Origin of the sequence: Moraxella canis, from assembly GCF_002014965.1 — a bacterium.
In the GTDB taxonomy this organism is placed as follows: domain Bacteria; phylum Pseudomonadota; class Gammaproteobacteria; order Pseudomonadales; family Moraxellaceae; genus Moraxella; species Moraxella canis.
Window position 1 is genome coordinate 135552 of the sequence record NZ_MUXT01000006.1, and the last position, 13377, is coordinate 148928.

A 13377-nucleotide genomic window follows, 5' to 3' on the forward strand; every position below is an offset into this window, starting at 1 on the left:
ATTTACTCTTGTTTTGACATCAGTGTGATTCTTAAGTGATGTCTTGATCAGATGCAGCCGACTTCATGACTGACCGCATATTGGCTTTGAATCGCTATGCTTAACAAGATTAATTTGAGTTTCATAGCGCCTTAGCCATGAATTTAGTATGCAGAAATTTCGCCAGTTATACTAAGCGTTTTTTGTCAAGAATGATTGTAGTTCGATAAAACATTTCCCAACCAAGGTAAATCAATGTAAGTTTGAGTAAGTTTCATAATTGCTTAGACAATTATGTTGTAATGATGTTAATGACAGCCAAGTGCAGTCAAGATTCTGAGTCAAAAGCTCATCAAGCCAATATGAATCATTGGTTTCATGCATAAAATGAGCTATACTAACGCCATTTGCAGTAGGTTGGGAAACTGTCAGATCGACTGTTTGATAAAAGTCATTATTAAGAAAAATTAAGAGTATATTTATGAACCAAAGATTACAACGTCTTGCCGATCAGATTCAGCGCACTGTGGCGACTTTGATTCGTGATGAGATCAATGATCCGCGTTTGACGGGTTTTGTGACCATCTCAAGCGTGAAAGTCAGTCCAGATCTGGGCTATGCAGATATTTATGTGACGATTTTGGAGCCAAGTCAAGACGGTGGCATGAACCGTGAAGCGCACCAAGAAAGCCTAAAAGTGCTTAATAGCGCGGCGGGTTTTTTGCGTACTGAGCTTGCACGCACCATGAAAACACGCACCACACCGCGTTTAAGATTTCATTATGACGAAGTCACTGCGCATGGCAATCATATGATGAATTTGGTTGGGCAAGCCATGCAAAAAACCCAAGAAAGTGAAAAAAACTATCTTGATGATGGCGATGAATGATGGGTCAGCCCAGTCAAAAGACGGTGGTTTCAGGCATTTTATTGCTGGATAAACCTGCTGATATCAGTTCACACAGCGCTTTGGCAAAAGCTAAGTATCTGTATAAATCCGATCTTCACGATTCCAAAAAAGCAGGTCATACAGGCACGCTAGATCCGATGGCGACTGGGCTTTTACCGATTTGTTTTGGTGATGCTACTAAGTTTGCGCAATACGGCTTGGACGCTGACAAAGGCTATACTGCGCTCATTCGGTTGGGCGCCAAGACTGATACAGGTGATCGTCAAGGATCGGTCATCAAGACTGCTGCGATCTTAAGCTTTGATCAGTCAAGGCTTGATGAGATCGCCAACACCTTAACAGGTGAGCAAATGCAAGTACCGCCCATGTATTCTGCCCTAAAAAAAGACGGCAAAAAATTGTATGAATACGCCCGTGAAGGCATAGATGTAGAGCGCGCTGCCAGACCCATTGTCATACGCCAATTGACGCTCACAAAACTAGATGATGAAACGGTCGAATTGTCGGTGATTTGCTCAAAAGGCACTTATGTTCGGGTATTGGGCGAGAGCATCGCAGAGCAGTTGGGCACACTTGGGCACCTGATTGGCCTAAGACGCACCGCCACAGGCGGCTTTGATGTGACTGCTGCGGTGAGTCTTGATCGCCTAAGTGAGTTATCTTTGTCCGAAAAAATCGATCGGCTACTGCCTGTGGATGCTTTGATGGCGCATGTGCCGATTTTAAGCGTTGATGATTGTGAGGCCGAGCGGCTAAAATTAGGGCAGAGGCTTAATGTCAAAGACCGTATTGACAGCTTGCCTCAGTTTATTGATACGCTACTTGTGCGACTGTATGCAGAGCAAACGTTTATTGGACTGGCAGAAGTATCGACAAGCGGACGACTACAGCCCAAAAAATTGGTGACATAATCAGTCAAAATGCATCAGTTTTATTATGGTGAACGGTTTAAAGAACTCTCCATTTCTAGAAATTTTTGTAACATTATTGCTGTTCTATAACAATACACATTGACATTAGACCATTTAAATCATACAATGATTTTGCTTATATATGCGTACTTTGTGATGAAAAGGTTAGATAATGAAAAAATTGCTTCTAGTAGCAGCACTGGCAGGTCTATCCACCGCCGCTTCAGCAAATCCTTTAGTTAATAACGGCTATTATGTTCAGGGTGATGTCGGCTATTCTAAACTGAACTTCAAATTTGATGACGAAAAGATCAAAGATGATGATGTTAGCTATACCGTGGCTGTGGGTAAAGATACAGGTATGGTTCGTTACGCTGTAGATTATACTAATTTTGGTAAAATCAAAGGGTCTGGTACTGATGTTACGGAACTGCCTAATGGAGCTGTTAAGAAAGAAGTCTACTGGGGTGAACTAAAAGCACATTCTTTGGGCTTGTCTGCCATCTATGATTTTGAGACAGTATCTGGATTCACACCTTATGTGGGTGGTCGCTTGGGTATTAATCAAGTAAAAGTTGAAGACTCGGAGGTTGTTACAACAACAGCTCCGCTCAGTATTACTCAAGAAACCTATTACGATAGTGAAAAGAAAACCAAAGTAGGTTTTGGTGTTTTGGCTGGCGCACAGTACGCCATCAATCCGCAGCTTGCTGTTGATGCTGGTGTGGAATATAATTACTTGGGTAAATTTGAAGAAGCTAAAGTTCATCAATATGGTGCAAAAGTAGGTCTTCGCTATAATTTCTAAGTAAAATCGTTGATTTTAAACTTACTTAAACCAAACCCGCCGGCACTCAACACCGACGGGTTTTTTGTGAAAATAATAAAAATCAGTAAAACAGCTGACAGTTGCCCAAAAAACTGTTATAATTTGCCATTAAACGCCGAAAAGGCATAGGTAAGCTTTAGCAATGCAATGCTTGCCTGAATATCTCTGCATTGCTTATTGAGGAATTCGTTATGTTGACTAACAAAGATCGTGAAGAAATCATCGCAAAATATCAGCGCGGTGAGAACGACACTGGTAGCCCAGAAGTTCAAGTTGCTTTATTGACTGCACGTATCAATGATTTACAAGACCATTTCAAAGCACACAAAGCTGACCATCACAGCCGCCGTGGTTTGATCCGCATGGTTAACCAACGCCGTAAATTGCTAGACTACCTAAAAGGTAAAGACTTGAACCGTTACACTGATTTGATCGGTTCATTGGGTCTGCGTCGTTAATTCGCTTTTAGCGTTGGGTTGATTAACCTGTGTACGATACCGAAAACGGCGTGCTTTTGCGTGCCGTTTTTTATTCATTGTTTCATGATTTGAATCATCAAGCGCATTCGGCATGAATTTAGAACTCTAAGGCATGACATGACACGATGTTATGCCTTAGGGCTTTAGATTATGCCAATCAATGCCTATCATATAAAAGGATATATTTATGTTTAATACCATTCGTCAAGAATTTCAATACGGCAACCAACAAGTTGTCCTAGAAACCGGTCGTATCGCTCGCCAAGCCAATAGCGTACTTGTGCACATGGGCGGCGTGTCTGTTTTGGTGGCAGTGGTGGTACGCCCTGAAGCCGTTGCCGGTCAAAACTTTTTCCCTTTGACAGTGAATTATCAAGAAAAAATGTACGCTTCTGGTAAGATTCCAGGTGGCTATGGCAAGCGCGAAGGTCGTGCGTCAGAGTTTGAGACACTGACTTCTCGCTTGATTGATCGCCCGATCCGCCCCCTATTCCCAGAAGGGTATTATAATGAAATCCAAGTGACTGCCACGGTCATTTCATCGGATAAATCCCAAGATGCTGACATTGCTGCGATGATCGGTGCGTCAGCAGCATTGGCGATCTCACCTGCGCCATTTAACGGTCCTATCGGCGCTGCTCGCGTTGGTTTTATTAATGGTGAGTATGTCCTAAATCCAACCTTGGCAGAGATGAAGCAAAGCGACTTGGATTTGGTGGTTGCAGGCACGCAGTCTGCGGTGTTGATGGTTGAGTCAGAAGCGCGTGAGCTATCCGAAGATCAAATGCTTGGCGCAGTGCTTTATGGACATGGTCAGCAGCAAGTGGTGATTGATAATATCAATGCCTTCGCCCAAGCCGTAGGCAATGCCAAGCAAGAATTTGTTGCGCCTGCCATTGATGAAGCGCTCAATGAGGCTTTGAAAGCTCAGTTTACCGATAAGGTCAGTGAGGCTTATACCATCACTGTCAAACAAGATCGCTATGCTCGTTTGGATGAGATCAAAAACGAAGCCCTAGAAGCGTTGGCAGGTGAGCCTGAGAGCGAAAATTATGAAGAAAAAGCAGCAAGCGTCAAAGAGCTGTTTGAAGAGCTAAAATATCGTACCGTGCGTGATAATATTCTATCAGGTAAGCCGCGTATTGATGGTCGTGACTTAGAGACAGTGCGCGCGCTAGATATTCAAGTGGGCGTGTTGCCTTATACGCATGGCTCGGCACTATTTACCCGCGGCGAAACCCAAGCTTTGGTTGTAACCACTTTGGGTACGACACGTGATGTGAATTTGGTTGATACCCTGGCAGGCACCAAGCAAGATCACTTTATGCTGCATTATAATTTCCCGCATTATTCTGTTGGCGAAACAGGTCGTGAAGGTGCGCCAAAACGCCGCGAAATCGGTCATGGTCGTTTGGCACGCCGTGGTGTCCAAGCCATGCTTCCAGCTGCCGAGCGCTTCCCATATACCATTCGTGTGGTCTCTGAAATCACCGAATCGAACGGCTCATCATCAATGGCATCTGTCTGCGGTGCGTCATTATCATTGATGGATGCAGGCGTGCCTCTAAAAGCGCCAGTGGCAGGCATCGCGATGGGCTTGGTCAAAGAAGGCGAGCGCTTTGCTGTGTTATCGGACATCTTGGGTGATGAAGATCATTTGGGCGATATGGACTTTAAAGTGGCTGGTACCACCGAAGGCATCACCGCACTTCAAATGGACATCAAAATCGAAGGCATCACTGCCGACATCATGGAGCAAGCCCTTAAACAAGCGCATGCAGGACGCATTCATATCCTAAATGCCATGAATGAAGTGATTGCCTCAAGCCGCACTGAGATCAATGCGCATGCGCCTAATTATGCAACGGTCAATATCAACCCTGAAAAGATCCGTGATGTGATCGGTAAAGGCGGTGCAACCATCCGTCAGCTAACCGAAGATACTGGCGCGACCATCGATATCGATGATAATGGCACAGTGCGCATCTTTGGTATGGATAAAGCCTCAACACGCGCCGCTATCGCACAAATCGAAGCGATCACTGCCGAAGTTGAAGTGGGTGCAGTGTATGAAGGTACAGTTGCGCGCATCGTTGATTTTGGTGCTTTTGTGACCATCTTGCCAGGCACAGACGGCTTGGTGCACATCAGTCAGATCTCTGATGAGCGCGTCGAAAATGTTGGTGATTATCTCAAAGAAGGTCAATCTGTCAAAGTTCAGGTTCAAGACATTGACAACCGTGGTCGTATCAAATTGACCATGAAAGGCGTTGAATAAACAGCCTTAGTGTTACATCGCCTTAAAAACCGCTCCATTGAGAGCGGTTTTTTTTTGATTTTAATCACAGATAGGGACATTGCCAAGCAAGATTTGAATGGCTTTAGCCACCGCGATGATAAGGATGGTTATTAATAATACTCATCGCACGGTACAGCTGCTCCATGACGATCACGCGCACTAAAGGATGCGGCAAGGTCAGCTCAGATAGCGACCATTTAAAATCTGCCACTTGCAATATCTCAGATGAGACGCCATCAGCACCACCAATCACCAAAGCGATATCTACGCCTTCTTGCATGGCGACATCAAGCTTATCACTCAGGCGCTCGGTGGAGAGCATTTTGCCTTTCACCTCAAGCAGCCATAAAAGCTCTTTTGGGTGCTTGGCATTTAAAATGGTCATCGCTTCGGCAGATTTATATTTTTCAATCTCGGCAGGCGATGGATTTTTGCTGCGCTTAGCAGGTGGCAGCTCCACCATCTCAACGCTCATCATTGGCTGAATGCGCTTAAAATATTCCTCAAATCCCGTCTGTACCCACTGGGGCATCTTATGCCCAACGCTTAAAATTCGTAATTTCATAAGAGTCTCATGCTGATTTGATGTCATTTTACCCAAAATCTGCCAAAAATTCACCGTAAAATCACATAACTTATGGCGAAAATCTCAAAACTTTGTTATGCTAGAATTATTTTATTTAGACATACAGGCATTTGAAACTATGATGGCAAACACTCACTCTATAGCGCACGACCCACGCCATGACGACTCAGAGTTTGAGTATGCAGGATTTTGGATAAGATTTGCAGCATATGTTGTCGATAGCCTTATTTGTATGGTGGTACTGGCGCCTTATTGGTTTTACACCTATGGGCAAATGATGGATATGCCCGTTGATCAGATACAGCCTTATACCGCTTGGGATCTGATCGTGTCATTGATGATGCTTGCAATCTTTATTTGGTTTTGGGTCAAAAAAGGCGCAACGCCAGGCAAAATGCTTTTTGGGCTGCAGATTCGTGATGCCAAAACAGGACAATTCATCAGCGTGCCAAAAGCGCTACTGCGTTATTTGATTGGTTATACCATTTCAGGGCTTGTTTTTGCTTTGGGATTTATTTGGATTGCTTTTGATAAAAATAAGCAAGGTTGGCATGATAAAATCGCCAGCACTGTTGTGGTCAAGCGCATCCGCTGATGGATAAGGCGCTGTCCAAAACTGCCAAGCGTAGGCAAGGCGATGCCTTTGAAAAATTGGCTGCAGCACTCATTTCAAAAGCAGGATTAAAAATCGTTCAGACGAATTTTAATGTCCCTGGTATTGGTGAGATTGATATCATTGCTAGGGCGACTCTACAATCGAATGTGTCGCATTCCAGAGGTACTACGCCAAAATTTTGTACGGTGTTTGTTGAGGTGCGTAGCCGAACAAGTTCTGTGTATGGCACAGCGCTTGAGAGTATCACTCCAAAAAAGCAGGCAAAACTCTACCGAACCGCTGAGCAGTTTTTGAGGGATCATCCTGAGTATGCCGATGATGAATATCGTTTTGATGTGATTGTGTTTGATTTGATGGATGGTTTGGTTTGTCATGAATGGCTAACCGATGCCTTTTGATGAACCATAAAATTCAAGAAAAGTTGATTGACTGCGGGATAAATCCGCAGCGATAGGAAAGGATGTTATGAAAAAATTACTGATCGTTTTGATGGCTACGGCAGCGCTTGGCTTGACAGCGTGCACCACTCACAGTACCCAAAGTGTCGGCGCTGATGCGATGGGTCGCACCATTCCTGAGCGTATCAGTGACAGCAGTATCGAGCTTACCGCACGCCGCAATCTTGCTACCATCCCAGGGGTTAGCCCAAATGCAGTGCGCATTGATATTGCCAGTTTTCGCCGAGAAGTTTTATTGACTGGTGAAGTGCCAAGCGAGCAAATCAAGATTGAAGTTGGGCGCACGATTGACTCAATGAGAGACGTGGAAAAAGTCTTTAATTATTTGACTGTCGTTGAGACCCCAAAAAGTCAAAGCCATACCCTGCAAGAAAATTACTTGCGCTCGAAAATCAATGCTCGACTTTTGACCAATCGAGACATTAAGTCTTCACAATACAGAGTCATCGTACGCGATCGCACCGCCTATGTCATGGGCTATTTGACCCCTGATCAGCAAGGCTACATTTTAGAAGCCATCCAAGCGACACCTGGCATGGAAGCTGCAGTGACCTTGACGACTTTGGTCAGTGCTCAGGAGCTTGAAAATTATGCCAATGAGGTCGCCGCAGAGGCATATGTCAGCGATGATGGTTATGGTGGCGTGGTGACCGAGCCTGATGTGGTGGAGGGTGGTTACACCTTGCAAGAAATTTATACACCCAACGCCAGTAATGCAGCGCCTGTCAATACAGCGCCTGTATTTGAAATTCCCCAATAGTTTTTGTATCACATCCATGTAGTGGTCATTTGGCGACATATTTGGCAGCGTGTGATGATAAATTTTGCCAGACTTTGATATAATAACAGCAATTATTTAGGCGGCATTGACCGCCCTTTGACAACGAGAAAATCTATGAATGCACAAGCTTTAATTGAGCTACTTCGCCCACATTTTACCGATGCCCACATTGATGCGGTGAATGAAGGTAATAAATTTGAATTACTGATCGTTGATGAGGCTTTTGAAGGTAAGCGTTTGGTGGCGCGTCAGCAGATGATTTATGCACTTGTTAATGAACATATCCAAAGTGGCGCTATGCACGCTTTGACGATTTATGCGCTTACGCCTGCAGAATACGCCGCCAAAAAAGCTTAAGCTAAGGGATCAGTTATGGATAAATTTAAAATCACAGGTGCAAGCCGTATCGCTGGCGAGGTGACCATTTCAGGTTCAAAAAATGCCGCGCTGCCACTGCTGGCAGCAATGCTACTGCCTAATGGTGAGACGGTGCTTCATAATGTGCCAACACTCAAAGATACAGCCACTTTGATTGAGCTGATCGCAGGCACTGGCGTCAAAATTCGCAAAGAAGGCAGCACGGTCACAGCAGATGCCAGTGTCGTGACAGATTATTACGCGCCCTATGAGCTGGTGCGTACGATGCGCGCATCGATTTTGGTCTTAGGTCCGCTGCTTGCGCGCTTTGGTGAGGCAGAAGTCAGCCTACCAGGTGGCTGCTCGATCGGCTCAAGACCTGTGGATCAGCATCTCAAGGCGCTAGAAGCTTTGGGTGCGACCATCGAAGTTGAAAATGGCTATGTCAAAGCCAAAGCACCCGCAGGTGGTCGGTTGATCGGCTGTGATTTTAGCTTTGATATGGTGACGGTTGGCGGCACCGAAAACATCATCATGGCAGCAGCGCTCGCTCGTGGTACCACGCGCTTAGAAAATTGTGCCACCGAGCCTGAAGTGGTAGATTTGGCTAATATGTTGGTTGCCATGGGCGCTAAAATCAGTGGTATCGGCACAACGACGATGATCATTGAGGGGGTTGAGAGCTTGTATGGGTGTGAGTACAGCGTGATCGCAGATCGTATCGAGACAGGCTCTTATTTGGCAGGTGCGCTCATGAGCCGCGGCGATGTGTTGGCGCTCAATACATCGGCAGAGTTTTTACATCCTGTGCTCAAAAAATTTGAAGCCATGGGAGCGACCATCACCACAGGAGATGACTGGATTCGTGCAGTGATGACCACGCGTCCAAAAGCGGTTGACATCCGCACCCAAGTACATCCAGGATTTCCAACCGATATGCAAGCACAGCTGATGGCGGTGTGCTGCTTGGCAGAAGGCACAAGCACGATTATTGAAAACATCTTTGAAAATCGCTTCATGCACGTGCCAGAGCTTCAGCGCATGGGGGCAAATATTCGCATCGATGGTCATACTGCCATCGTTGAAGGTGTCGAAAAGTTCATGCCAGCCCCTGTGATGGCGACCGATTTACGAGCATCTATGTCGCTTGTGATGGCGGCAGCGTGTGCTGAAGGTGAGAGTATCATTGACCGCATTTATCATATCGATCGTGGTTATGATGATGTGGAAAATAAACTGCGTGGGTTGGGCGTGAATATTGAGCGTATCAAAGTCTAAAGTTATAAAGACTTTGACGCCATTTTCACCAAATCACACCCAATCTTTTACTATTTAAACGGTGGCACCGGCAATTGATGACAACCATGACAGAAAATTTTTCAGGCTTAACCATTGCCCTGTCAAAAGGGCGAATTTTGGATGAAACTTTGCCTTTATTTGCTAAGGCAGGCATTGTACCGCTCGAAGACATTAATAAGTCTCGAAAGCTTATTTTTCCTACCACGCATCCTAATGTTCGTTTACTGATTTTGCGAGCTTCTGATGTGCCAACCTATGTAGAGCATGGTGCGGCGGACATCGGCGTCGCGGGCAAAGATGTCTTGATGGAATACGATGCGCAGATTTATGAGCTGCTTGACTTAGACATCGCCAAATGCCGTCTAATGACCGCAGGTGTCAAAGGCGCGGTGCTACCCAATCGCCGCTTGCGTATCGCCACCAAATATGCCAATGTAGCCCGCAGCTATTTTGCGTCTCGTGGTGAGCAGGTGGACATCATCAAGCTGTACGGCTCGATGGAGCTTGCGCCTTTGGTGGGATTGGGTGATTTGATTGTGGATGTGGTGGATACGGGTAATACCTTGCGCGCCAATGGTTTGGAGCCTTTGGAGACCATTTGTCAAGTGTCATCGCGCTTGATTGCGAATCCTGTCAGCCATAAGCGCAAATTGGTGCAGATTGAGCCAATTTTACAGATTTTGGAAAAAGCAGTCCTGGAACAAGGCGCTTAAAGATCATGGAGCACCTATTTGTTTATGGGACGCTCGCCCCTGGCAAATCTAATCATCACATCATGACGCCGATTTTGGGTACTTGGCAGCAGGCAGTGGTCAAGGGCGTGATGGATGAGATGGGTTTTGGTCTGACAGGCGGCTATCCTGCTTTGGTGATTGATGATACCGCTGAGTTGGTGCAAGGATGGCTATTTGGTTCTGATAGGCTTGATGTGCACTGGGATCGTCTAGATGCTTTCGAAGGTGAAGCATATCAGCGCGATCAGGTAACTGTAGTGACTCAATCGGGTCGGTCTGTCATGGCTTATGTTTATACCTTGCATGACACATTGCGTGGTGAGATTTAGCGATTTTTAGTTAGAAAATGCTAAAAATAGGTATCTAAGCTTAAGGCTTGGGTAAAATGCGTCTTTAGCAAAGCCATATGATTAGTTTATGATCTAACCTGATCTGGATTGGATCCAAGTTTTGCTTATTTCATCAATTGACCAAGCTTTGGTCGTGATAAATTTATATTGATTTTATATGTATTAAATGAGTAGCCATGCCAAACATAAAAATTTTAAACAGCCAAGATGATAACTTTGACAGCCAGTTAAAAGACTTGCTTGCTTTTGAGACGGTAACCGACAGCACACTGATTGCCACGGTCAATGACATCATCGCTAAGGTGCGAGAAAGCGGTGATGAAGCGGTGCTAAGCTATACCCAACAGTTTGATAAGCACCCCGCTGTCAGCATGGATGAGCTGTTTGTCAGCGCTGATGAACTAAAAGCGGCATTTGATGGCTTAACCGATGATGTCAAGCACGCCTTAGAATACGCCGCCAAGCGGATTTTTGACTTTCATCAGCATCAAGTGGAGACAGGCTTTCGTTTTACTGACCATTTGGGCAATATTTTGGGACAAAAAGTCACGCCCCTTGACCGGGTGGGCATTTATGTGCCGGGGGGATTGGCAAGCTATCCGTCCAGCGTGCTCATGAACGCCATACCTGCCAAAGTCGCAGGTGTCAGACACATTACCATGGTTGTCCCCGCCCCAAGTGGTGAACTTAATCCCTTGGTGCTCGCGGCGGCACATCTGGCAGGCGTGGACAGCGTGATTACCATTGGCGGAGCTCAGGCGGTGGCAGCACTAGCTTATGGCACTGATAGCATATCTGCGGTGGATAAAATCACAGGGCCTGGCAACAAATACGTCGCTGCCGCCAAGCGTGCGGTATTTGGGCAAGTGGGCATTGACATGATTGCAGGACCGTCAGAAGTGCTGGTCTATGCCGAGGGCGAGCCTGATGATAATGCTGAGTGGCTGGCGATGGATTTATTGTCGCAAGCTGAGCATGACACAGTGGCACAGGCGATTTTTGTGACCACGTGCCCCAAGCAGTTGCAAGCGGTCAAAGATGCCATTGATGATGCCTTGGCGGTTTTGCCAAAAGCCGATATCGCCAAACAGGCGCTTGCCAGTCGCGGGGCATTGATTTTGGTCAAAGACCGAGCCGAAGGCATTGATGTCATTAATCAAGTTGCCCCTGAGCATTTGGAGCTGTCATTGGATAACCCCGAAGAAGTAGCGCACTATGTACGCCATGCCGGAGCGATTTTCTTAGGAAGACATACGCCAGAAGCCATTGGCGACTATTGTGCAGGCTCTAACCATGTCTTGCCGACATCAGGCACGGCACGGTTTAGCTCGCCGCTTGGGGTGTATGATTTTACCAAAAAAACATCGCTCATCTATTGTACGCCAGATGGGGCAAGACCTTTGGCAAAAACGGCGGACATTTTGGCAGTGCAAGAAAACTTAGATGCTCACGCCCTGTCAGCGCGCTATCGCCATGATGGGTGAGATTTATTAATCATTGACATAATCAAAGTTTTAAAGCTGATTAAATTACATCATAACTTTTAAAATCTAAGGGAAGCTTCGGATAATCATGAGTATTGACAATCGTTTGTGGAGCGCTAAGGCAAAAACTCTTAGCCCTTATGTGCCTGGCGAGCAGCCCAAGCATGATAATTTGGTCAAGCTAAATACTAACGAAAATCCCTATCCACCAAGCCCAAAGGCGGTGATGGCGATGCAGGCGGTGCTCAGTGATGAGGCGCGTATGCTTCGCTTATATCCAGAGCCTGAGTCGGATGAGCTTTGTCAGGCTTTGGCAGGGTATTATGGGCTTAAGCCAGAGGAAGTGTTTGTTGGTAATGGGTCAGATGAAGTGTTGGCGTTAGTATTTGCGTGCTTTTTTACCAAAGAGCGTCCGCTGCTCATGCCAGACATCAGTTATAGCTTTTATCCTGTGTATGCCGATACCTTCGGCGTGACAACCCAAAGCATCCCACTCAAGGACGACTTTAGTATTGATGTGGAAGACTATCATAAGCCTTGTGATGGGGTGATATTGGCAAATCCAAATGCACCGACAGGGCGCCTGTTATCCATCGAAGATATCAAAAAGCTCATCGCCATGCACCCTGATGCGGTGGTGGTGATCGATGAAGCATATATTGATTATGCCGATGATGTCAAAGAAGCCTCTGCGATACGCTTGATTCGCCAGTTTGATAATTTGGTGGTTACCCAAACCTTCTCAAAATCTCGTGCCTTGGCTGGCTTGCGCGTGGGTATGGCATTTGCTAATCCAAATTTGATCGCGGCTTTGACGGCGATGAAAAATAGCTTTAATTCTTATCCGCTTGACCGCATCGCCCAAGCAGGCGCCAAAGCCAGCGTCGAAGATGTGGACTATTTTGAAGATCAGCGCACCAAGGTGATCAAGCTTCGTCAGGCGCTCACCCAAGACTTGCAGGCGCTTGGCTTTACAGTACTGCCTTCAGCGGCGAATTTTGTCTTTGCCACCTTAGCTGCTCATGACGCAGCAGACATCAGCGATCGTCTGCGTCAAGAAGGCGTGATTGTGCGTCATTTTAAGCAGCCGCGCATCAAAGACTATCTGCGCATCAGTGTGGGCACACAAGCTCAAAACGAGCGACTGATCGAAGTACTGACTCAGATTTTGTCAGTTGATAATTAATTACTGACCTGCTTGATCGGCTTGCCCATAAAGGCTTGCCAAGATTTTAAAATTTTAAAGTAGCTTAAGATTACTTAAGCAAATATTAGCCGTTTGCGTGCTTAGCACCAAATTAGCCA

At 46.0% G+C, this 13377-nt stretch carries 15 protein-coding genes; 14 read left to right on the top strand and 1 reads right to left on the bottom strand.

What is annotated here, in order from left to right; all coding sequences use genetic code 11:
- Positions 1-460 precede the first annotated feature (460 nt).
- The 5 genes from B0180_RS05715 (at position 461) to pnp (ending at position 5386) form a co-directional block, all read left to right on the top strand.
- Positions 461-868, top strand: a complete 408-nt coding sequence (locus tag B0180_RS05715) for a ribosome-binding factor A (protein WP_049237760.1) — start codon at positions 461-463, stop codon at positions 866-868.
- Positions 865-1800: a tRNA pseudouridine(55) synthase TruB gene (gene truB / locus B0180_RS05720; protein ID WP_420866057.1), complete on the top strand. Its 936-nt coding sequence runs from the start codon at positions 865-867 to the stop codon at positions 1798-1800. The genes B0180_RS05715 and truB overlap by 4 nt, the downstream gene beginning before the upstream one ends.
- A 172-nt stretch (positions 1801-1972) precedes the next feature.
- Positions 1973-2608, top strand: coding sequence for an opacity family porin (locus B0180_RS05725; protein ID WP_078256059.1), 636 nt, complete (start codon positions 1973-1975; stop codon positions 2606-2608).
- Between the two features lie 212 nt (positions 2609-2820).
- Positions 2821-3087, top strand: a complete 267-nt coding sequence (gene rpsO, locus B0180_RS05730) for a 30S ribosomal protein S15 (protein WP_049237758.1) — start codon at positions 2821-2823, stop codon at positions 3085-3087.
- Positions 3088-3289: 202 nt separating this feature from the next.
- Entirely contained in the window at positions 3290-5386 is a 2097-nt protein-coding gene (pnp, locus tag B0180_RS05735; RefSeq protein ID WP_192831316.1) for a polyribonucleotide nucleotidyltransferase, read from the top strand.
- A gap of 103 nt (positions 5387-5489) precedes the next feature.
- Here pnp and rlmH read toward each other — a convergent pair whose 3' ends face one another.
- On the bottom strand, positions 5490-5972 hold the full coding sequence (rlmH, locus tag B0180_RS05740) for a 23S rRNA (pseudouridine(1915)-N(3))-methyltransferase RlmH (protein ID WP_078256097.1): 483 nt from the start codon (positions 5970-5972) through the stop codon (positions 5490-5492).
- Positions 5973-6114: 142 nt separating this feature from the next.
- On the opposite strand from rlmH, the gene B0180_RS05745 reads away from it, so the two are divergent.
- From B0180_RS05745 to hisC, 9 genes are all read left to right on the top strand, one after another.
- Positions 6115-6588 carry an RDD family protein gene (locus tag B0180_RS05745; protein ID WP_233424938.1) on the top strand — a complete coding sequence of 158 codons (474 nt, stop codon included), beginning with the start codon at positions 6115-6117 and terminating at the stop codon, positions 6586-6588.
- Positions 6588-7007: a YraN family protein gene (locus B0180_RS05750; RefSeq protein ID WP_078256060.1), complete on the top strand. Its 420-nt coding sequence runs from the start codon at positions 6588-6590 to the stop codon at positions 7005-7007. The genes B0180_RS05745 and B0180_RS05750 overlap by 1 nt, the downstream gene beginning before the upstream one ends.
- Before the next feature lie 67 nt (positions 7008-7074).
- On the top strand, positions 7075-7827 hold the full coding sequence (locus tag B0180_RS05755; protein WP_078256061.1) for a BON domain-containing protein: 753 nt from the start codon (positions 7075-7077) through the stop codon (positions 7825-7827).
- Positions 7828-7962: 135 nt separating this feature from the next.
- Positions 7963-8205 carry a BolA family protein gene (locus B0180_RS05760; RefSeq protein ID WP_078256062.1) on the top strand — a complete coding sequence of 81 codons (243 nt, stop codon included), beginning with the start codon at positions 7963-7965 and terminating at the stop codon, positions 8203-8205.
- Between the two features lie 15 nt (positions 8206-8220).
- On the top strand, positions 8221-9483 hold the full coding sequence (gene murA, locus B0180_RS05765; RefSeq protein WP_078256063.1) for a UDP-N-acetylglucosamine 1-carboxyvinyltransferase: 1263 nt from the start codon (positions 8221-8223) through the stop codon (positions 9481-9483).
- Positions 9484-9560: 77 nt separating this feature from the next.
- The gene (gene hisG / locus B0180_RS05770) at positions 9561-10217 is read left to right on the top strand and encodes an ATP phosphoribosyltransferase (protein ID WP_078256064.1); all 657 of its coding nucleotides are present in this window, start codon (positions 9561-9563) and stop codon (positions 10215-10217) included.
- A gap of 5 nt (positions 10218-10222) precedes the next feature.
- Complete coding sequence (locus B0180_RS05775) at positions 10223-10567, top strand: gamma-glutamylcyclotransferase family protein (RefSeq protein ID WP_078256065.1); 345 nt, start codon at positions 10223-10225, stop codon at positions 10565-10567.
- A gap of 197 nt (positions 10568-10764) precedes the next feature.
- Positions 10765-12072, top strand: a complete 1308-nt coding sequence (gene hisD / locus B0180_RS05780; protein WP_078256066.1) for a histidinol dehydrogenase — start codon at positions 10765-10767, stop codon at positions 12070-12072.
- 88 nt (positions 12073-12160) lie between these two features.
- Entirely contained in the window at positions 12161-13258 is a 1098-nt protein-coding gene (gene hisC, locus B0180_RS05785; RefSeq protein WP_078256067.1) for a histidinol-phosphate transaminase, read from the top strand.
- Positions 13259-13377 lie beyond the last annotated feature (119 nt).

What these genes read in the sequence shown, in the direction of transcription:
- B0180_RS05760 (WP_078256062.1), top strand. Translation starts at nt 7,963, where the DNA reads ATGAATGCACAAGCTTTAATTGAGCTACTTCGCCCACATTTTACCGAT.
- rlmH (WP_078256097.1), bottom strand. Translation starts at nt 5,972, where the DNA reads ATGAAATTACGAATTTTAAGCGTTGGGCATAAGATGCCCCAGTGGGTA.
- B0180_RS05725 (WP_078256059.1), top strand. Translation starts at nt 1,973, where the DNA reads ATGAAAAAATTGCTTCTAGTAGCAGCACTGGCAGGTCTATCCACCGCC.
- murA (WP_078256063.1), top strand. Translation starts at nt 8,221, where the DNA reads ATGGATAAATTTAAAATCACAGGTGCAAGCCGTATCGCTGGCGAGGTG.
- B0180_RS05745 (WP_233424938.1), top strand. Translation starts at nt 6,115, where the DNA reads ATGGCAAACACTCACTCTATAGCGCACGACCCACGCCATGACGACTCA.
- hisD (WP_078256066.1), top strand. Translation starts at nt 10,765, where the DNA reads ATGCCAAACATAAAAATTTTAAACAGCCAAGATGATAACTTTGACAGC.
- rpsO (WP_049237758.1), top strand. Translation starts at nt 2,821, where the DNA reads ATGTTGACTAACAAAGATCGTGAAGAAATCATCGCAAAATATCAGCGC.
- hisG (WP_078256064.1), top strand. Translation starts at nt 9,561, where the DNA reads ATGACAACCATGACAGAAAATTTTTCAGGCTTAACCATTGCCCTGTCA.
- truB (WP_420866057.1), top strand. Translation starts at nt 865, where the DNA reads ATGATGGGTCAGCCCAGTCAAAAGACGGTGGTTTCAGGCATTTTATTG.
- B0180_RS05755 (WP_078256061.1), top strand. Translation starts at nt 7,075, where the DNA reads ATGAAAAAATTACTGATCGTTTTGATGGCTACGGCAGCGCTTGGCTTG.
- B0180_RS05775 (WP_078256065.1), top strand. Translation starts at nt 10,223, where the DNA reads ATGGAGCACCTATTTGTTTATGGGACGCTCGCCCCTGGCAAATCTAAT.
- hisC (WP_078256067.1), top strand. Translation starts at nt 12,161, where the DNA reads ATGAGTATTGACAATCGTTTGTGGAGCGCTAAGGCAAAAACTCTTAGC.
- B0180_RS05750 (WP_078256060.1), top strand. Translation starts at nt 6,588, where the DNA reads ATGGATAAGGCGCTGTCCAAAACTGCCAAGCGTAGGCAAGGCGATGCC.
- B0180_RS05715 (WP_049237760.1), top strand. Translation starts at nt 461, where the DNA reads ATGAACCAAAGATTACAACGTCTTGCCGATCAGATTCAGCGCACTGTG.